General features: G+C 74.9%; 16 protein-coding genes. 8 read left to right on the top strand and 8 right to left on the bottom strand.

What is annotated here, in order from left to right; genetic code table 11:
- Positions 1 to 33 precede the first annotated feature (33 nt).
- Positions 34 to 1,002, top strand: coding sequence for a 2-hydroxyacid dehydrogenase (locus tag ABT263_RS18595; protein ID WP_352291443.1), 969 nt, complete (start codon positions 34 to 36; stop codon positions 1,000 to 1,002).
- A gap of 45 nt (positions 1,003 to 1,047) precedes the next feature.
- Here the strand turns inward: ABT263_RS18595 and ABT263_RS18590 are convergent, their stop codons facing one another.
- The 3 genes from ABT263_RS18590 to ABT263_RS18580 all read right to left on the bottom strand — a co-directional run bounded on the left by ABT263_RS18590 (position 1,048) and on the right by ABT263_RS18580 (position 3,908).
- Positions 1,048 to 1,974, bottom strand: coding sequence for an alpha/beta fold hydrolase (locus tag ABT263_RS18590; protein ID WP_352291484.1), 927 nt, complete (start codon positions 1,972 to 1,974; stop codon positions 1,048 to 1,050).
- Between the two features lie 58 nt (positions 1,975 to 2,032).
- The gene (locus ABT263_RS18585; protein WP_329489210.1) at positions 2,033 to 2,968 is read right to left on the bottom strand and encodes a DUF4231 domain-containing protein; all 936 of its coding nucleotides are present in this window, start codon (positions 2,966 to 2,968) and stop codon (positions 2,033 to 2,035) included.
- A gap of 175 nt (positions 2,969 to 3,143) precedes the next feature.
- Entirely contained in the window at positions 3,144 to 3,908 is a 765-nt protein-coding gene (locus tag ABT263_RS18580; RefSeq protein ID WP_352291442.1) for a sugar isomerase domain-containing protein, read from the bottom strand.
- Between the two features lie 220 nt (positions 3,909 to 4,128).
- Here ABT263_RS18580 and ABT263_RS18575 point away from each other — a divergent pair, with 220 nt between their 5' ends.
- Positions 4,129 to 4,821: an iron-dependent transcriptional repressor DtxR gene (locus ABT263_RS18575; RefSeq protein WP_352291441.1), complete on the top strand. Its 693-nt coding sequence runs from the start codon at positions 4,129 to 4,131 to the stop codon at positions 4,819 to 4,821.
- A gap of 576 nt (positions 4,822 to 5,397) precedes the next feature.
- On the opposite strand, the gene ABT263_RS18570 is transcribed toward ABT263_RS18575, so the two are convergent.
- On the bottom strand, positions 5,398 to 6,105 hold the full coding sequence (locus ABT263_RS18570; RefSeq protein ID WP_352291440.1) for a bifunctional DNA primase/polymerase: 708 nt from the start codon (positions 6,103 to 6,105) through the stop codon (positions 5,398 to 5,400).
- Positions 6,106 to 6,411: 306 nt separating this feature from the next.
- Between ABT263_RS18570 and ABT263_RS18565 the strand changes: the two genes are divergently transcribed.
- Both ABT263_RS18565 and ABT263_RS18560 read left to right on the top strand, forming a co-directional pair.
- Positions 6,412 to 7,788, top strand: coding sequence for an NsdA family TPR-like regulatory protein (locus tag ABT263_RS18565; RefSeq protein ID WP_329489213.1), 1,377 nt, complete (start codon positions 6,412 to 6,414; stop codon positions 7,786 to 7,788).
- Between the two features lie 173 nt (positions 7,789 to 7,961).
- On the top strand, positions 7,962 to 9,116 hold the full coding sequence (locus ABT263_RS18560; RefSeq protein ID WP_352291439.1) for a hypothetical protein: 1,155 nt from the start codon (positions 7,962 to 7,964) through the stop codon (positions 9,114 to 9,116).
- Positions 9,117 to 9,215: 99 nt separating this feature from the next.
- Here the strand turns inward: ABT263_RS18560 and ABT263_RS18555 are convergent, their stop codons facing one another.
- A complete protein-coding gene (locus tag ABT263_RS18555; RefSeq protein ID WP_352291438.1) occupies positions 9,216 to 10,517 on the bottom strand; it encodes an ABC transporter substrate-binding protein in 1,302 nt (433 codons plus the stop codon).
- Between the two features lie 245 nt (positions 10,518 to 10,762).
- Between ABT263_RS18555 and ABT263_RS18550 the strand changes: the two genes are divergently transcribed.
- Together ABT263_RS18550 and purU are read left to right on the top strand one after the other, a co-directional pair.
- On the top strand, positions 10,763 to 11,206 hold the full coding sequence (locus tag ABT263_RS18550) for an SCO4402 family protein (protein WP_442906840.1): 444 nt from the start codon (positions 10,763 to 10,765) through the stop codon (positions 11,204 to 11,206).
- 169 nt (positions 11,207 to 11,375) lie between these two features.
- Positions 11,376 to 12,242 carry a formyltetrahydrofolate deformylase gene (purU, locus tag ABT263_RS18545; protein WP_380382233.1) on the top strand — a complete coding sequence of 289 codons (867 nt, stop codon included), beginning with the start codon at positions 11,376 to 11,378 and terminating at the stop codon, positions 12,240 to 12,242.
- A gap of 87 nt (positions 12,243 to 12,329) precedes the next feature.
- Here the strand turns inward: purU and ABT263_RS18540 are convergent, their stop codons facing one another.
- Together ABT263_RS18540 and ABT263_RS18535 are read right to left on the bottom strand one after the other, a co-directional pair.
- Entirely contained in the window at positions 12,330 to 13,514 is a 1,185-nt protein-coding gene (locus ABT263_RS18540; RefSeq protein WP_352291436.1) for a zf-HC2 domain-containing protein, read from the bottom strand.
- Positions 13,511 to 14,317, bottom strand: coding sequence for a sigma-70 family RNA polymerase sigma factor (locus tag ABT263_RS18535; RefSeq protein ID WP_352291435.1), 807 nt, complete (start codon positions 14,315 to 14,317; stop codon positions 13,511 to 13,513). The genes ABT263_RS18540 and ABT263_RS18535 overlap by 4 nt, the downstream gene beginning before the upstream one ends.
- A 545-nt stretch (positions 14,318 to 14,862) precedes the next feature.
- Between ABT263_RS18535 and ABT263_RS18530 the strand changes: the two genes are divergently transcribed.
- Positions 14,863 to 15,417 carry an ATP-binding protein gene (locus ABT263_RS18530; protein WP_352291434.1) on the top strand — a complete coding sequence of 185 codons (555 nt, stop codon included), beginning with the start codon at positions 14,863 to 14,865 and terminating at the stop codon, positions 15,415 to 15,417.
- A 393-nt stretch (positions 15,418 to 15,810) separates the two neighbouring features.
- Here the strand turns inward: ABT263_RS18530 and ABT263_RS18525 are convergent, their stop codons facing one another.
- Positions 15,811 to 16,788 carry a GlxA family transcriptional regulator gene (locus ABT263_RS18525; protein ID WP_329489220.1) on the bottom strand — a complete coding sequence of 326 codons (978 nt, stop codon included), beginning with the start codon at positions 16,786 to 16,788 and terminating at the stop codon, positions 15,811 to 15,813.
- Between the two features lie 162 nt (positions 16,789 to 16,950).
- Between ABT263_RS18525 and ABT263_RS18520 the strand changes: the two genes are divergently transcribed.
- Positions 16,951 to 18,342 carry an MFS transporter gene (locus ABT263_RS18520; RefSeq protein ID WP_352291433.1) on the top strand — a complete coding sequence of 464 codons (1,392 nt, stop codon included), beginning with the start codon at positions 16,951 to 16,953 and terminating at the stop codon, positions 18,340 to 18,342.
- Positions 18,343 to 18,347: the final 5 nt, after the last annotated feature.

Here is an 18,347-nt window from a genome sequence, read left to right as displayed (position 1 = left end):
CTCATAGGGCCCGGAGCGTATGCTTCGGGCCCTATGAGCGAGCAGCCCCCGCCCCCGGTCCTGGTCACCCGACGCCTCGCCCCCGGGGTGATCGAGCGGCTCACCGCACGGCACACCGTGACGCGGCACGACTCGGACCTGCCGATGGCCCGCGAAGAGCTGCTGGCCGCCGTCCGCGGCCGGTCGGCGGTGATCACCACGCTGGACGACGTGGTGGACGGCGCCTTCCTGGACGCGGCCGGGCCCGGCCTGCGGATCGTCGCCAACCACGCGGTCGGCCACCACAACGTCGACCTCGCCGCCTGCGCCGAGCGGGGCGTCGTGGTCAGCAACACCCCCGGGGTGCTCACCGCCGCCACCGCCGACATGGCCTGGGCGCTGCTGCTGGCCGCCACCCGCCGGCTCGGCGAGGGCGAGCGGCTGCTGCGGTCCGGCCGGCCGTGGGCCTGGGCGCCGAACTTCCTGCTAGGCCTGGAGCTGGCCGGTACCCCGCTGGGTGTCCTCGGCATGGGCCGGATCGGGCAGGCGGTGGCCCGCCGGGCCCGCGCGTTCGACATGCCGGTCGGCTACCACAACCGCCGCGAACTGCCCCCGGAGCAGGCCGAGGGCGCCGAGTGGCTGCCGCTGGAGGAGCTGCTGGCGCGGTCCACCGTGCTGGTGGTCACCTGCCCGCTCGGCCCCGCCACCCGGCACCTGCTGGACGCCCGGCGGCTGGCGCTGCTGCCGCCCGGCGCGGTGGTGGTCTCGATGACCGCCGGGGTGGTGGACGAGGAGGCGCTGGCCGCCGCGCTGGAGTCGGGCGCGCTGTTCGCCGCGGCGGTGGACAACTTCGAGCGCGAGCCGGCGGTGCCCGCCGCGCTGCTCGCCCAGGAGCGGGCGGTGCTGGCCCCGCACCTGGGCAGCGCGACCGTGCGGACCAGGCAGGCGATGGGCGGCCTGGCGGTGGACAACGTGCTGGCGGTGCTGGCGGGCGGCGAACCGGTCACCCCGGTCGGAGTCTGAACGGCTCCGGTCTCCCCACGGGCTCCCGGGCCCCGGGAGGCCGCGTCAGGGCCTGAGCGGGCCGCCCGGCGGCAGGCCGGCCGAGGGCAGCCCGGTGGGGGGCAGCCCGGTGGAGGTCTGGCCCGCCGCCCAGGCCAGCGCGGCGGTCATCACCCGGAAGGCGCCGAAGTGCGCGGCCCCGGGTTCCAGGAAGAGCGAGGCACCGGGGATGTGGTCGCCCAGCCAGCGCGAGTGGTCGACCGGGGAGAACTGGTCGTCGGCGCCGTGCCAGAGCCAGGTGGGCACGGCGATGTCCTCCACCTTGAAGCCCCAGTCGGCGGTGAACGCCAGCACGTCGTCGATCCAGCCGTCCGCGCCGTGCCGGAAGGCCTCGCGGTAGTTGCTCTGCAGCATCCGGCGCAGCCCGGTGTCGGCGACCACCTCGCGGTCGGTGGGCGGCAGTTCCGGCCGCAGACCCCGCAGCAGCCGGCCCGGGTCGGCCCGGATCTGCTCGGAGCGGAACCGCATCGTGTCGGCCATCCGGTTGTGCCCGCGCTCGGCCTCCCGGTACGCCCGCACGTTGGAGGGGGTCATCCCGCCGTACCAGTCCAGGCCGGTCGCGTTCCTGGGGGCGAGGCCGACCAGGACGGCCACCCGGCTGACCCGCTCGGCCAGCAGCGCCGCGCAGGCCAGCGCGTGCGGTCCGCCGCCGGAGCGGCCGAGCACCGCGAACCGGCTCAGCCCGAGGGAGTCCGCGATGGTCCGCACGTCGGCGGCGGCCGCGCTCACGCGGCGGCCGCGCAGCCGGGTGGAGTCCCCGTACCCGGGCCGGTCGTAGGAGATCAGCCGGACCCCCAGCCGGTAGAGCACGGTGCTGCGGGGGTGCGGGCCGACCCGGCTACCGGGCATGCCGTGCATCAGGAACACCGGCCGGCCGCGCGGGTCGCCCACGGTCTCGACGGCGAGGGCACGGCCGTCGGCCGCCTTGACCATCCGTAATGACACGCGCGGCCTCCTCAGGCTCCGGTCCGGGCTCCGCTCGGGGCCCCTGTCAGTGGTCCCGGTCGGTCGTCCCGCGCACCTCGCGGCGGGCCTGCCAGGTGGTGTGCTCCCGGGACACCGCGTCCTCGGCGTCGCGGGCCAGCCGGGCCCAGATCTCCTCCGCGTCGGCCGAGGCGACGTCCAGCCCGGCCAGCTGGCGGCGGATCAGCTCCAGTTCGTCGGCGGCCAGGCGGTAGGCGGCGGCCAGCGGCCGGTACTGGCGCAGCTGGGCCCAGGCGGTGACCGAGGCGGCCACCGCGGAGACCGTGCCGAGCGCGTCGTAGCGGAACCAGCCCATCGCCCGCAGGACGGCCAGCACCAGGCCGAGCAGCGGCAGCACCACGCCCAGCACGCCGGTCCAGAAGCCGGCCCGGGCGCAGTAGCGGGCCTTGGCGCGGTACCAGCCGTGCTGCACCTGGATCCGCTGCCGCAGGTACACCTCGCGGCGCACCGCCAGCGGCTGGCCGCGCAGGCCGCGCATCGCCTCGGTGACCCCGGTGCCGTCGCCGCCGTCCGGGCCGGCGCCCCCGGCGGCCGGGCCGAGAGCGCCGCTGCCCCGGAAGGCGTTCAGCACCCGGCCGAGCTGGAACCGGTACAGGCCCTCGGCGTCCGGAAGGCTGCGCGGCGGCGGCTGGTACGCGTCGGCCCGGACGGCGAACTTCCAGGCGAGCGTCTTCACCGACTCGGCGGCGGCCCGGCCCTCGTACCAGAGGCCCTGCGGGTTCTGCCGGCTGATCACCAGCGCGAGGACGATCGCGCCGAGGTAGGCGACGGCGGCCGGCCAGGCCCAGGGCTCGCCGTCGGCCGAGCCCGCCGCGGCGGCGGCCACCAGCAGCGCCAGCTCCCAGGCGGAGAGCAGGACCGACCGCCGCTGGCCCCGCAGCGAGGCGGTGTCGGCGACCCGGAACAGCTCGGGCAGCAGGTCCTCCTCGCGCGCCCACCCCATCGGATCCGCACCCGACGCCATCCTCGGCCCCCACCCGTCGCTCCGGTCGCACCGTCCTCCTGCCCAGCCCGCCCGCCCGGCACGCCCGGCCGGGGCCGGGCCCGGCCGCATTGGCCGGGATGCCGCCGGAGGTTGTCCCATATCGTGAGGGTCCGGGGCGGCCGGGCCGGGCGGCTCAGTAGGTGTAGAAGATCCGCTCCGCGTTGTCGGCCATCTGCTTGGCGTTCCACTCGGTGCCGCCGGGGACGTTGCCGGAGCGGAACAGCGGCGGGGCGGCGCCGTCGCCGGCGGCCGCCGCGTCGGCCAGCCGGCCGACCGCCGAGGCGACCACGGCCTGCATCAGCGCGCTGGTGACGATGGTGGAGACCGGGCCGAAGGTGGTCTCGGCCGCCGGGTGGGTCAGCTCGCCGTCCCCGACCGCGATCTTGTTGTCCAGCACGACGTCGCAGTGGTCCTTCAGATAGGTGCCCGACGGGTGCGCCGACGGGACCTCCGCCGGGTACGCCAGCGAGGTCACCCCCACCACCTTCAGGCCGCGGGACCGGGCGTACTGGGCCAGCTCGACCGGCATCACCTGGCGGCCGGAGAGCGAGATGACGAACAGCAGGTCCCCGGCGGTGGCGGGGGTGAGGTCCAGGGTGGTGGTGGCCAGCCCGGAGACCCGCTCCAGCGCGCTGGCCAGCGGGGCCGGCATCACCGTCACCCCGGCCATCCCGGGGACGTCCAGCAGGTTGACCGGGACGAGCCCGCCGGCCCGGTAGACCACGTCCTGGGCGGCCAGCGAGGAGTGGCCGGAGCCGAAGGTGAAGATCCGGCGCCCCTCGCGGACCGCCCCGGCGAGCAGCGCGGCGGCCGCGTCGATGTTGCCGGCCTCCTCGGCGCGGACCCGCCGCAGGTGCTCGATCGCGGCGTCGAAGTACCGGCCGACCAGGTCGCTCATCTGTTGCCTTCGCTCTCTGCCGGTGGGGGCCGCCGGCCGGGTGGGACGGCCCGCCGACCGGGCCGCCGATGGAGAAAGCTACGGCGAGCACGGTGCTGCCTCACCGGTGCCGCTGTCAACAGGAACGAAAACCCGCCCCCGGAGCCCCTGCGCGGGCCCGGTTGCCTGCCCGGTACGTCAGAATTGGCGATGAGGACACCGAGGAACGGAGCCAGCGGCGATGTCTGGGCTGATCGACACCACTGAGATGTACCTTCGCACCATCCTGGAACTGGAGGAGGAGGGCATCACCCCGATGCGCGCCCGGATCGCCGAGCGCCTGGAGCAGAGCGGCCCCACGGTCAGCCAGACGGTCGGGCGAATGGAGCGGGACGGGCTGCTGCAGGTCGCGGGCGACCGCCACCTCGAACTCACCGAGGAGGGTCGCCGGCTCGCGGTGCGGGTGATGCGCAAGCACCGCATCGCCGAGTGCCTGCTGGTCGACGTGATCGGGCTGGAGTGGGAACAGGTGCACGAGGAGGCCTGTCGCTGGGAGCACGTGATGAGCGAGACGGTCGAGCGCAAGGTGCTCGCCATGCTCGGCCACCCCAGCCAGTCGCCGTACGGGAACCCGATCCCCGGGCTGGACGAGCTGGGGGACGCCAAGGCCGAGGGCGAGGGCTTCGACGCCGCGCTCGTGCCGCTGGACTCGGTGCGGCCGGGTGACGGCGGCGCCGACGTGGTGGTCCGCCGGATCGGCGAGCCGATCCAGACCGACGGCGAGCTGATGCGCACGCTGCGCCGGGCCGGGATCCGGCCGGGCTCCACGGTGCGGGTCTCCGCCGGGGTCGGCGGGGTGCTGGTGGGCACCGGCGACAACGCGGCCGAGCTGGGCAAGGAGATCGCGGCGCACGTCTTCGTCGCGCAGCCCTGACCACGGCGCGGTGCGCGGCCGTGACGGCCTCGCCGGCCGTGCGACGCGAAGCGATGAGCAGGGCCCGGTGCTCCCGAAGCACCGGGCCCTGCTCGCCCTCCCCGTCCCTCCCGCTCCCGTGGCACCGGCCTCCCCGAACCCGGCCGGTGCCACGGCCCCTCCCGCTCCCCTCCTGTTCCCTCCCGCTTCCCTCCCGGTTCCCCTCCGCTCCCTCCCGACCGCCTCGCCCGGCTTCCCCGTCCGAGCGACCCTTCCGGCGTCCCCTCACGGTGGAATTCCTCCCCTCGGCAGATCATGGCAATCCTTGAGCGTTGTCACTCGTACGAGGGGCTTTCGCCGTTGACCAGCGGGTACACCGAAGCCTTATCCGCACATGCGTCTGACGGGCCCCGCCTCCGGTGGGGGGCAAGGCCCGTCAGTCGCGCGCGGGGTGTCGCGCATCGCACGCCCTCACCCGATAGGCGTAGGGCGGCTGTCCACGGGGTGGTGAATCATTCGGCCGATCACCGGCCCGATCACCGGCCCGATCACCGGCCCGTCCCGGCCCGGGGCCCGGGCCGGTCGGTCGGCCGGGCCTCAGCGCACCGCCGCCGGCTGGGCCGGCCGGGGGCGGACCGAGGGCGCCTCGCGGCCGCACGCGTACGCCAGCGGGCTGATCAGCTCCGCGGCGTCGGGCAGCCAGCGGTTCAGCGCGGACGGCGAGCGGGCCCACTGCGCGAAGCCGCTCGGACCGACCCGGGACGGCGGGGCCACCGTCCAGTCGCCCTCGCCGCGGGCCACCAGGTCCAGCCGGCCCGGCGGCCAGCCGAGCCGGCGCAGCATCTCCGGCAGCTTGGCCGCCACCCCGGGCAGTACCAGGAAGTGCAGCCGCCGCCCGTCCCGGCCGGGCGCGGCCGGGACGGCCACCACCGGGCCGAGCTGGAGGTCCATCCGCTCCATCCGGGCCAGCGCGAGACAGCCGGCCACCTCCGGCACGTCCAGGACGTCGAAGGACCGGCCGGTGGGCAGCAGGATCGAGGCGTCGGGGCGCTCGGTCCACCAGCGCCGCACCGCACCCGGACCGGCGCTCGCCTTGCGGGCCCAGTCCGCGTCGATCGGGTGCGCACCGGGCAGCGGGCAGCGGCCGTCGCCGCAGGAGCAGCGGGCCGGCCCGTCGCCGTCGATCAGCCAGGCGCCCGGGGCGACCTCCCAGTGGCGGTTCTCGGCATAGCCGACGGCTTCGACGAGCAGCGGAGGGAGGCCGGCGTCGCCGCCTTGGTCGGGGGAGTCTGGGATGTCTTCCACGCGCTGCTCAACTACCGTGCGTGAGGCTGGTTACGGCCCGGCGCGAGCGGGTCTGCCCGGCGGCACCGATTGTCACCCGAACCGGTGAGGCAACCGAGTTGGGGCGGGCGACGGTGGGCGCAGTGGGGGCGCACGGGAGCATTTACCAGGGCGCGTGGGGGGTGGGGATCGTCACCGTGGGTATCCCGGTGGCGTTGCTGATCGCTAACCTGGTGTCAGATTCCTTGGACGGTCGGACAGTCGGCAACAGATCAGCAGAATCGTCGCCCGCCGGCCGGGACCGGAGGGTGTGGGGAGGCGAAGCCAATGGCCGCGAGACCACTTGTCGCACGACAGCCCAACGAGCGTCTGCAGCAGCTGATCCAGGAGGCCAGCTGCTCGAACGCCGGCCTGGCGCGGAGGGTCAACCTCTGCGGGGCCGAACACGGCCTGGACCTGCGGTACGACAAGACCTCCGTCGCGCGCTGGCTCCGCGGCCAGCAGCCGCGCGGGCAGGCGCCGGCGGTGATCGCCGAAGCGCTCGGGCGCAAGCTCGGCCGGGGCGTGTCGGTCGAGGAGATCGGCATGGCCGACGGCAAGAACCTCAGCTCCGGGATCGGGCTGCAGTTCGCGCCGACGCTCAACGCCGCGCTGGAGCAGGTCTGCGAGCTCTGGCGCAGCGACGTCGGCCGGCGGGACTTCCTGACCGGGGCGACGGTGGCGGCCTCCGCCCTGGTCGAGCCCAGCCGGGACTGGCTGATCACCCCGCCCGACCCGGTGGTGGCGCGCACCGGCGGCCCGCGGGTCGGTCCGACGGACGTCGCCGCCATCAAGGCGACCACGGCGATGCTGGTCGACCTGGACCACCGGTTCGGCAGCGGGCACGTCCGCCCGGTGGTCGTCCACTACCTCAACAGCGTGGTCTCCGGCCTGCTCGGCGGCGCCTACCGGGAGGAGACCGGGCGGCAACTCTTCGCGGCGGTCGCCCGGTTGACGGAGCTGGCCGGCTACATGGCGGTGGACACCGGGCAGCCGGGGCTGGCCCAGCGCTACTACATCCAGGCGCTGCGCCTCGCCCAGGCGGCCGACGACCGCGGCTACGGCGGGTACGTGCTGGCTGCCTCGATGAGCCACCTGGCGGCGACGCTCGGCAATCCGCGGGAGATCGCCCAACTCGCCCGCGCCGCGCAGGAGGGCGCCCGTTCGGTGGCCACTCCGACCGCGATGGCGATGTTCTACGCGGCCGAGGCCCGCGGCCACGCCCTGCTCGGCGACGCCCGCTCCTGCGAGGCGGTGGCCGCCAAGGCGCTGGAGGCGATGGAGCGGCGCCGTCCGGAGGACGACCCGGACTGGATCGTCCACTTCGACGACGCCTACCTGGCGGACGAGCTGGCCCACTGCCACCGGGACTTGGAGCAGGCCGGCCAGGCCGAGCACTACGCCCGCCGGGCGCTCGACCTGCACCCGCCGACCAGGGTGCGGCGCCGCGCGGTGGACCTGGTGCTGCTGGCCACGGCCCAGTTGCAGCAGCGGGACCTGGAGCGCGCCTGCGAGACGGGCGCGCAGGCGGTCCGGCTGCTGAGCGGGCTGCGGTCCAACCGGGGCGTCGAGTACCTGGACGAGTTCCGGCGGCGGCTGGAGCCGTACCGGGAGCAGCGGGTGGTCCGCGAGTTCCAGGCGCGGGCCGAGGCGGAGGCCGCCTGACCGGGGCGAGGAGCGGCGCGTGAGGGGCCGGTGAGGGATGGACCGCCCACGTGGTCACCCGGTTCGGTGAACCGGTAGCGTGGGCGCGACGTCCAAGGAACTGTGATGCCCCCAAGAACCGACGAGATGTGGTCCGCCGTCAGCGCGCGGTCGTGCACAGGTGAGGAATCGCGTTGAGCCAGCGCCGCTCGTACCCCAACTCGGGTGACTTCAACCTGGACGATCTCTTCCGTCCCGAGCCGAGTCAGCCCCCGGGGCCGGACGCCCAGGGCCAGCTGCCGCCCCCGATGCCCGGCCAGCAGCCGCCGGCCGGGCTCCAGGGGCAGCAGCAGCCGCCCGGACAGCCCTCCGGGCAGCCGGAGTACCTCGGCGGCGGTGGGCCCGGGCTGCCGGCCCAGGGCGCCTCGTGGGGCGGCCAGCCGCTGCCCGCCCAGGGCGCCCCGTGGAACGGCGCTCCGCAGGCCGCCCAGGCGCCGGAGACGCAGTACCTGCCGCCCTACCCCTCGGGGGACCCGCAGGCGGCCGGCTACCCGGCGCGGCCCGGGCACCAGCAGCCCGCTCCGGGCTATCCGCAGCAGCCGGACCACGGCTACCCGGCCTACCAGCAGGCCCCGCCGGAGTACCCGGCCCCGCAGCAGGGGTACCCCGGGCAGGACTTCCCGACCCAGGCCGGCAACCGCGGTGGCGGGCGGTCGTCCGGCAAGCTGATCATCGGCGGGGTGGTGGCCGGCTGCGTGGCCGCCGGCCTCCTGGTCGCCGTGCTGATGAACGGGGACGACGACACGGCGGACCCGGGGAAGAAGGCCGCCCCGGCGGCCACCGGCAGCAGCACGGCCGGCAGCCCGCCGCCCGCGAGCGGTTCGGCGGCGGCCGTCAGCCCCGAGGTCAAGGCCCAGGCCCAGCCCCTCTCCGACCTGCTGGGCACCGCCAACGACAGCCGCCAGGCGGTGATCGGCGCGGTCGCCGCGGTGCAGAAGTGCGACAAGCTCCCCGAGTCCCAGCAGGCCCTGACCGAGGCCGCGGGCAAGCGCCGGGAGCTGCAGACCAAGCTCGCCGCGCTCAAGACGGACAAGCTGCCCGGCGGCCCGCAGCTGGTCGAGCAGCTCAACGCGGCCTGGCAGGCCTCGGCGACCGCGGACGACGAGTACGCGGCCTGGGCCGCCGACGCGCAGAGCGCCTGCGACCCCAAGAAGATCGACAACCAGCACTACAAGAACGCGGTTCAGGCCAGCGGGACCGCCACCCTCGCGAAGAAGCAGGCCTCCGGCCTGTGGAACACCATCGCCGGCCAGACCGGCCTGCCGACCCGCGGCGACGGCGACCTCTGACGACGACGGGGTCCGCCCCCGGCGGGGCCGGCCCGGACATGCGGCGGGGCCGGCCCGGGTTGACCGGTCCGGCCCCGCGGCGGGCCCCGTCGAGGCCCGTCAGGCCGGCGGCCGGCTTCCGGTGAGCACCCAGCGGACGTCCACGAAACCCGGCTGCTGCAGGGCCAGCCGGCCGCCCTTGACCACCTGGTAGGTCACCCAGGTGTTGACCAGCCGGGGCGACTCGGTGCTGGCCAGCATGTTGGTGGTGCCCCAGTTCAGCGGCGGGGTGAGTCCGACGTCGATCTGCTCGCCGCCGTCCAGCAGGGCGGTCACGGTCTTGGCGGTGAGCGGGCGGCCGGCGGCGGAGAGCCGGTCGGCGACCTGCCGGAAGACCTCGTAGGCGACCCAGGTGGTCTGCGCCCCCGGGTCGGAGACGTCCACGCTGCGGCCGCCGGCGGAGTCGCCGGACACCACCGAGCGCAGCGCGTCCCAGACCTTGGCCGACTCAGGCGGGTACCAGCTGGTGACGAACGCGCCGGCCAGCGGGCCGCTGTCGCCGCCGGTGGAGTCGACCACCGACTGCTGGACGCTGCCGATCACCGAGGCGACCCGGGTGTTCTTCGGGCCCAGCCGGCGGTAGGAGTCCAGCAGGTTGCCGGTCGGCTCGGCGGCGAGCGCGGAGGTGATGCAGTTCCCCGGTTCGTCCTTGCCGATCGCCTTGCGGACGACCGGCGCGTAGTCGCTGGACTGCTCGGGCGCCTTGACGTCCAGCAGCTTGATCCCGGCCGGCTTGAGCGCGTTGGCCAGGTAGCCGAGCAGGTTGTCGCCGGCCGGGGTGTCCGGCCGGACCAGCGCGACGGCCTTGCAGCCGGCCTCCACCAGCTGCCGGCCGCTGCCGCCGATCAGCGCCGGCAGACCGCCGCCCACCGGGTAGGACAGCGGGCTGCTGAACTCGGGCTGGGAGAGCCCGTACCCGCCGATCAGCGGGATGCCGGCGCGCTCCAGGACGGGCATGAAGCTGTCCCCGTACTGGCTGTAGGAGCCGAGCACGGCGACCGCCTTGGCGTCCACGGCCTGCTGCGCGCAGGCCGCGGCCCCGTCGGCGGTGTTGTGCTCGTTGCAGGTCAGGACCCGCAGCGGGCGGCCGTTCAGACCGCCCTTGGCGTTGAGGTCGCGGCCGATGGCCTCGGCGAGGGCCGTCATGCCGGGCCGGTCCGCGGTGCCGGTGCCGGACGGGGCCCAGGTCATCACGGTCAGTTCGCCCTTGCCGGTGGCGGCGTCGGCCGGTCCGCCGCACGCGGAGGCCGAGAAGAGGGTGGGGAGCAGCGCCACGGTGATGGCGGCTGCGGCGATCGGGCGGCGGTTGCGCCGTGCCACGATCGGGTTCTGAGCCTGGGACGAGCCCTTGAGGCCGGTCATCGGTCTTCCCTCCCGGGGCGCTTCTGCTGCGTACCGGCCCAGCCAAGCCCGGGCGTCGCAAGCAGAGAGGGCCGAAAAGCGAACGAACGGCAAACGCCGACGGAACTCCGGGCGGGGACGCGTGTAGATGGGGAGTGGAGCACGAACCGTCGGGGAACGTACGATCGCTGTCCATGTCCGCCAGCTCAGATTCTTCGTATCGGTCTTCCCGAAACCCTTCTCGTCCGGGCCACCGCTCCAGCACGATGGGCGGCATGCCGCTCAACGACCTGCCCTGGTGGCGCTGGCGAGCCCGACTGCGCTCGGCGCTGCACATGCTGTCCGACCCCGGGTTCCAGCAGGAGACCTGGCTCTCCGGCCGGGAGGGCTTCGGGGACGTGACCGACGCCGTCTACCGGCTGGTCGAGGACACCTGGCTGGACCGCTGGTCCGCCGAGAAGTACGTCGGCACGATCTTCCGGGACTCGGCCGAGGCGGCGGTGGTGGACGTCGCGGTGCTGCGGGTGGTCCGGATCCTGCACCAGGTCGGCGCGGACGCCCCGGCCTCCGCCTACCTGGGGCACCACGGCTGGCCGGAGGCGGTCCGGGCGGCCCGGGAGGCCCACGTCAAGCTGGCGGTCAACGACGGCGAGGACCCGGACGCCCCGCCGCGCTCGCTGGACGTGCTGCGCATCCTGACCTCGTCCTGAGCCCGTTCCGGGCGCTTCGGCGCGGACCCGCGCCGGCGGCTCGGGTCCCGGCCTGCCCGCCGGTGGGCCGGAGCGTCCCGCAGTGCGGGCAGCGGAACGGTCGCTGTCCAGGATGTGACACGCTGGACCATTCACCACCGGCACGACCTCAGGACGGGATATCCCCACCGTGGAACAGCAGACGGCCAGCGCCCAGTACGTCCTCACGCTGTCCTGCCCCGACAAGCAGGGCATCGTTCACGCGGTCTCCAGCTACCTCTTCATGACCGGCTGCAACATCATCGACAGCCAGCAGTTCGGGGACGGGGACAGCGGACTGTTCTTCATGCGGGTGCACTTCACCGCGGCCGAGCCGGTGAGCGTGGACAAGCTGCGGGCCAGCTTCGCCGCGATCGGCGCGTCGTTCGGGATGGAGTGGCAGATCCACCCGAGCGAGGAGCGGATGCGGATCGTCCTGATGGTCAGCAAGTTCGGGCACTGCCTGAACGACCTGCTGTTCCGCACCCGGATCGGCGCGCTGCCGGTGGAGATCGCCGCGGTGGTCTCCAACCACACCGACTTCCGCGACCTCACCGAGGGCTACGGGATCCCGTTCCACCACATCCCGGTCACCCGGGACAACAAGGCCGCGGCCGAGCAGGAACTGCTGGACCTGGTGGCCAAGGAGAACGTCGAGCTGGTCGTGCTGGCCCGCTACATGCAGGTGCTCTCGGACGAGCTCTGCACCGCGCTGTCCGGCAAGGTGATCAACATCCACCACTCCTTCCTGCCGAGCTTCAAGGGCGCCAAGCCCTACCACCAGGCCCACACCCGGGGCGTGAAGCTGATCGGCGCCACCGCGCACTACGTCACCGCCGACCTCGACGAGGGCCCGATCATCGAGCAGGAGGTGGCCCGGGTGACCCACGACATCACCCCGGACCAGCTGGTCGCGCTCGGCCGGGACGTCGAGTGCCAGGCGCTGGCGCGCGCGGTGAAGTGGCACAGCGAGCACCGGGTGCTGCTCAACGGCACCCGCACGGTGGTCTTCACCTAGAGTCCGTCCGGGTCCGCCCGCGTCCCGCCCGCGTCCCGCCCGCGTCCCGCCCGCGTCCCGCCCGCGTCCCGCCCGTGTCCCGCCCGGCTAAGGGCGGGACAGCAGCGGCGCCGCCCGGAGCACCTCGCGGATCGCCGCCCGGTCGCCGTGCTCGCCGACCGGCACCCGGTCCGGGTCGCGGTGCGCGGCGGCCAGCTGGCAGAACTCCAGCCCGTCCAGGACCATCGCGGCCACCGGCTCACCGCCGGGCGGTCCGCACTCCGGGCCGTCCAGCGGTATCAGCCACTCGCCGGCGGCCGGTCCGTCGATGACCAGCCGGATCTGCCGGCCGGTCCGGGCGGTGCCGTCGGGCGGTCCGCCCGCGGGGGTCCCGGCGTGCTCGGGCCGGGAGGCCCGCAGGCCCGCCAGCGCGGCCGGGAGCATCCGTACGGCCAGGTCGACCATCTGCCGCAGGTGCTGCGGCGCCGGCGGGGCGTACGGGTAGGCGACCGCGCGGGCCACGTCCTCGCCGTGCACGTAGCACTCGAAGGCCCGGTCGACGAAGGCGTCGCGCAGCGGGACGGTCACGAAGCCGAAGTCCACGGGGGTGTTGCCCTGCGGGGCCAGGGCCGCGGTGCGGACCAGCTCGTGGCAGTGCCGGCGCCACCGGGCCCGGACCCGCTGCGGGGGCTGCCCGGCCTGCTCGGCGGTCAGCCGGGCGGTGCGCTCGGTGATCCCGGCCCACGGCGGGCCGCTCTGCCGGGGCACCCGGGGGAGCGGGGGAGCCGCGTCCTGCGGCGGCACCCGGCGGTCGGCCGTCGCCGCGCCGCCGCCCGGGACGGGGTCGGGCAGCCCGAGGGCGAGTGCCACGTAGCCGTCCACCGCGGCGAGATGGCAGAGCACCTCGGCCGGGCGCAGGTACTCGGTACCGCCGTGCCAGGGGAGTTCGGCGACCTCCTGCCACTCCTCCGGGCCGAGGTCGCGCAGCAGTGCGTCGAGCTTGGCGGTCTCCGCGGTGTAGGGAACGCCCCAGTTGGGGACGGGCAGTTCGGCCGGCCGCCGGGTCAGGCACCAGTCGAGGACCTGCTGGCGCAGCGAGGCGGGCTGGTCGAGCGGCTCGTCGGCGGAGAGCCAGCCGGCCGCGTCCCGGAGCCGGGCGGCCTCCTCGGCGCAGCCCGGGCAGCCGCGCAGGTGCTGCTCCAACTCGGCGGCCTCGCGCCGCGGGCAGGCACCCAGGGCCCAGGCGCCGAGCAGCGAGCGCAGGGCCTCGTGCTGCTCCTCGGTGATGGTCACGTGCCCCCGCCCTCGTTCCCGTGGCGCGGTCCGTCGTGCCGGCGCCCGTCGTGCCGCTGTCCGTCGTCGTGCCGGCCTTCGTGGTGCTGTCCTTCGTGGTGCTGTCCTTCGTGGTGCCGATCGCCGTGCCGCTGCCCCGGGTGCCCCGGTCCCTCGTGCGGCGCGGTGCCCTGCCGCGGCCCGCCGTCGCACCCGTCGTGCCGCCGGCAGTCGGGCGGGCCCGGCTGCCGCTGATGGGCGCGCTCCTCGGCGAGTTCGGTGGCCAGCAGCTCCAGGCCGAGCCGCATCCGCTGCTTGGCGGTCTGCTCGGTGATGCCGAGCCGGCGGGCCGTCTCCTGGTAGGTGCGGCCGTCGTAGTACGACACCTCGATGGTCTCACGCAGGCTCTGCGGCAGGGAGTCGACCACGTACTGGACGCGGGCGGCGGTGGCCACGGCCCGGATCTCCTCCTCGACCGGCCCGCCCGGCGCGCCGGTGCCGTCCGCGCCCTCGACGCCCAGCGGGGCCTCGGCGGCCCGCCGGACCCGCAGGCGGTCGACGGCGCGGCTGTGCGTCAGGGCGCCGAGCCAGGAACGGAGCGAGCCCTGGGCGGGGTCGAAGGCCTCGGGGTGCTCCCAGACGTGGGCGAATATCTCGCGGGTCAGCTGGGTGGCGGCGGCCTGGTCGGCCAGTATCCGCCCGGCCAGTCCGTGCACCATCGGCGCGAGCTGGTCGTACAGTTCGCCCAGCGCCGTCTCCTCGCCGCGGGCGAGGCGCGGTTGGAGCTGTTCGTCCCAGCGCGGGGCGCTGCCGGGGGTGGCCATCGGTAACCACCCTCCTACCGTGGGGTTCGCTGCCGTGCCCAACGGTATCCTGCGGCCTTCCGGGAGCGGGCGGATTCGGGACCGGAGGGGCCACCCGGTTTCGGATCGTCACATCGTGGGATCTGCCGCGGATCCCGCTGTTCGAAGGCCGTTGGACATATGTCGCACGGGTGGTTCGCGAGTGGCGGGCGGCGCGCCCGGGGTGTCCGGCGGTAGGTTCGCCACTGCATGTCCGGCCGGTCGGCCCGGGCCGGACGATCGCCGGTACGAGGCTCGCCAGAGTGAACGGGACAGTATGCACTGCCCTGTCCCCCGATCGTTGGAATATGCCCGAAGCGCTTGCTGCGGTCCGCCCGTCGAACCATCCTGAGGCGTATTCGTGTCGCAGCCGGAGCGCGACGGACGAGATGGCGCGGGCGCGACGTACCGGATGTGGACGTACGGCGGCCCGGCCTGCGGCGGCCCGGCGGGAGCCGGGACCAGCCGGCCGGACGATCCGGCCCGATCGAGACGATGGCCGAACTGCGAGTGCGGGTGGTGGAGCGGTGCAGGTTCTTCAGGTACAGCTTGCGGTGCGGGCGGACCCCGCGGAGGTCGGCCGGGCCCGCCGCTGGGTGCGCTCGCGGCTGCTCAACCACGGGGTGGACCCGGACGCTCCGATCGCCGAGACGGTCGTCCTGGTGGTCTCCGAACTGGTGACCAACGCCGTGGTGCACACCGGCTGTCCGGCCGTCCTGCGGCTCTGCTTCCCCGTCGACGACTCCCCGACCGGGAGCGGTACTTCGGCGGCCGGCGGCTGCCCGACGGCCGGCGGGCCGGTGGACGGGACGGGCTGCGGCGGCGCGCCGCGGGAGACGGCCGCGATCGGCCCGCTCCGGGTCGAGGTCGCCGACGCCAGCCAGGCCGCGCCGGCTCCCCGGCACGCGGGGGCGGACGCCGACGCCACCAACGGGCGGGGCCTGGAGCTGGTCGAACTGCTCTGCGACCGCTGGGGCTGGTATCCGGACGGTTCGGGCAAGCGCGTCTGGTGCGAGATCGGCGCCGGCGCGCCGCCGGTGGACCCGCTGACCGCCGTGGACTGGGCCGCGCTGGCCCAGTGAGGCCCGACGATCAACGGGCCGAAACCTGACGCAACCATTCCGAATTTCGGACAACCCATTGACGTGACGTATCCGACTGATCACTCTGGGAGCAGCTCTCCGTTGCGAGGGGACGCCGAGGGAACACCCGAACGCCGCTGCGGTGCTGCTGTCCAGGGGGATCATGTCAGCAGGGGGGCCGTGGTACGCCGATCGCGCGGTGGCTCCTTGGCGAGTGCGGTGGGCTTTGCGCGGGTTCAGGGCCCGTGCTTCACGATCGGATGGCGGCGGGCCGTGCCGTGCTCGGGGTGCGTGCGGCCCGCCGCCGTCCGATCCGTGCGTTCCGCAGGGCCGGTTCCGGTCATTCGCCGCCCACTTGTCCGCCGCTGAGCGGCCCGCGGGGGTGGCGCACCGTCAGTGCGACCGCTCCACCGACCGGAAGGTGCGCCGGTACGCGCTCGGCGCGACGTCCAGCCGCCCGCGCAGCCGCAGCCGCAGCGAGGCCGCCGTCCCGAAGCCGGACTCCCGGGCCACCTGGTCGATGGTCATGTCGGTGCTCTCCAGCAACTGGCGGGCGCGCTCGGCGCGCTGGACCGTCAGCCACTGGCCCGGGCTGCTGCCCGTCTCCTCGCGGAACCGCCGCGTGAAGCTCCGCACGCTCATGCCCGCCCGGTCGGCGAGCAGGCGCAGCGGGAGCGGCTGGTCCAGGTGCTCCAGCGCCCAGGCGCGGACCGCCGCGGCGCCGGGGCCGGCGTCGACGGCCGGACGGGGGAGTTCGACGTACTGCTTCTGGCCGCCCTCGCGCCAGGGCGGCACCAGGCAGGTGCGGGCCACCGCGTTGGCCACCGCGCTGCCGTGGTCGCGGCGCACGATGTGCAGGCAGAGGTCGATGCCGGCCGCCACCCCGCCCGAGGTGAGGACGTCCCCGTCGTCGGTGAACAGGACGTCCGGATCGAGCCGGACCTTCGGGTACAGGGCGGCGAAGAGCTCGGTGTAGCGCCAGTGGGTGGTGGCCGGACGGCCGTCCAGCAGTCCGGCGGCCGCCAGGACGAAGGAGCCGGTGCAGATCGACACCAGCCGGGTGCCGGGCCGGATCCTGGCCAGCGCGGCGACCAGGGCGGGATCGAGCCGGGCGTCGACCTCCCGGGGCCCCTGGTCCGCGGAGGCCGGGATCACCACGGTGTCCGCCCACTCCAGGAGTTCGGGCCCGTGGTCGACGGCGATCCGGAAGTCCGTACTGGTGGGGACCGGCCGGCCGTCCACGGTGCAGGTGGCCACCTGGTAGTGCGGCACGCCGTCGGCGTCCTTGGCCGACTCGAAGATCCTTGCGGGGATGCCCAGTTCGAAGGCGATCACCCTGTCGAGCGCCAGTACCGCGATCCTGTGCGCCATCGCGCCCGCCCTTCCGTTCCCCACCGGCGCCCGCCGCCGGGCACCCCGCCGCCCGTCGCCCGGGCCGGCGACCAGCGTACGCCGAACCGCTGGCCCGATCTTTGCGAAAGCTGGCAGTCAGGCCACTCGTGGTCGTTCGGGCCGTTCGGGAGACTCGGCCGGGTGAACGAACGCCACACCCCCACCCCGGGCCCGACCGCCGCGCCGGCCCGCGCCGAGGCACCGGCCCCCGCACCGGACCCCGCCCCCTCCGGGCCCCCGCGGCCGAGCCGCACCGGACGCCCCCGGCCGCACTACGCCTGGGTGGTCGCCGCGGTCTCGCTGCTGGTGCTGCTCGGATCGGCCGGCTTCCGCTCCACGCCCAGCCTGATGATGGACGCGCTGCACAACGAGTTCGGCTGGTCGATGGGGACGATATCCAGTGCCACCTCGGTCAACCTCGCGCTCTACGGCCTCACCGCCCCCTTCGCCGCCGCGCTGATGGACCGCTTCGGTGTCCGGCTGGTGGTGGTCTGCGCGCTGCTGACCATCTCGGTCGGCGCCGGGCTCACCATGCTGATGCGCGAGCCCTGGCAACTGGTCCTCTGCTGGGGCGTGCTGGTGGGCCTCGGCAGCGGCTCGATGGCCGGCGCGTTCGCCACCACCGTCACCGGCCGCTGGTTCCGGGCCCGCCAGGGCCTGGTCACCGGTGTGCTCACGGCCGCCGGCGCGGCCGGCAACCTGGTCTTCCTGCCGGTCGGCGCCTGGCTGGTGGAAGAGCACGGCTGGCGTTCGGCGGTCGTCGTCGTCTCGCTGGCCGCCAGCGCGGTCGCCGTCCCGGTGCTGCTGCTGATGCGCGAGCGCCCCGCCGACCTCGGCCTGCTCCCGTACGGCGCGACCGAGGAGCCGCCCCCGCCGGTGGCGGACAACCGGGCGCTGGCCCGCTCGCTGCGGGTGCTCCGGGACGCCTCCCGCAGCCGGGCGTTCTGGCTGCTGGCCGGCTCCTTCGCGATCTGCGGCGCGACGACGGCCGGGCTGGTCGGCACCCACTTCATCCCCGCCGCGCACGACCACGGCCTGCCGGTCACCACGGCGGCGAGCCTGCTGGCCCTGATCGGGATCTTCGACGTGATCGGCACCATCGCCAGCGGCTGGTTCACCGACCGCTTCGACTCCCGGCTGCTGCTGGTCGTCTACTACGCGCTGCGCGGGTTCTCGCTGTTCCTGCTGCCGCAGCTGTTCGCGGGTTCGCTGGAGCCGCCGATCCTGGCCTTCGTGATCTTCTACGGCCTGGACTGGGTGGCCACCGTCCCGCCGACCGTCGCGCTCTGCCGACGGCACTTCGGCGACGACGCGCCGATCGTCTTCGGCTGGGTGCTGGCCTGCCACCAGCTCGGCGCGGCCGCGGTGGCCGGGCTGGCCGGCCTCGCCCGGGACGCGCTCGGCACCTACGACCTCGCCTGGTACGCGGCCGGCGGGCTCTGCGCGGTCGCCGTGCTGCTCTGCCTGGCCCTGCGGGCGGACCGGCCGGGGGTGGGGGCGGAGCCGGGGGCGCCGGCACCGGGCCTGTCGTGAGCGGA

The organism is Kitasatospora sp. NPDC001603, from assembly GCF_040298365.1.
GTDB lineage: Bacteria > Actinomycetota > Actinomycetes > Streptomycetales > Streptomycetaceae > Kitasatospora.
This window is presented reverse-complemented; position numbering and strand designations above follow the sequence as displayed.

Coding starts and splice junctions, on each gene's coding strand:
- ABT263_RS18595 (WP_352291443.1), top strand. CDS start 34: ATGAGCGAGCAGCCCCCGCCCCCGGTCCTGGTCACCCGACGCCTCGCC.
- ABT263_RS18590 (WP_352291484.1), bottom strand. CDS start 1,974: ATGGTCAAGGCGGCCGACGGCCGTGCCCTCGCCGTCGAGACCGTGGGC.
- ABT263_RS18585 (WP_329489210.1), bottom strand. CDS start 2,968: ATGGGGTGGGCGCGCGAGGAGGACCTGCTGCCCGAGCTGTTCCGGGTC.
- ABT263_RS18580 (WP_352291442.1), bottom strand. CDS start 3,908: ATGAGCGACCTGGTCGGCCGGTACTTCGACGCCGCGATCGAGCACCTG.
- ABT263_RS18575 (WP_352291441.1), top strand. CDS start 4,129: ATGTCTGGGCTGATCGACACCACTGAGATGTACCTTCGCACCATCCTG.
- ABT263_RS18565 (WP_329489213.1), top strand. CDS start 6,412: ATGGCCGCGAGACCACTTGTCGCACGACAGCCCAACGAGCGTCTGCAG.
- ABT263_RS18555 (WP_352291438.1), bottom strand. CDS start 10,517: ATGACCGGCCTCAAGGGCTCGTCCCAGGCTCAGAACCCGATCGTGGCA.
- ABT263_RS18550 (WP_442906840.1), top strand. CDS start 10,763: ATGGGCGGCATGCCGCTCAACGACCTGCCCTGGTGGCGCTGGCGAGCC.
- ABT263_RS18535 (WP_352291435.1), bottom strand. CDS start 14,317: ATGGCCACCCCCGGCAGCGCCCCGCGCTGGGACGAACAGCTCCAACCG.
- ABT263_RS18525 (WP_329489220.1), bottom strand. CDS start 16,788: ATGGCGCACAGGATCGCGGTACTGGCGCTCGACAGGGTGATCGCCTTC.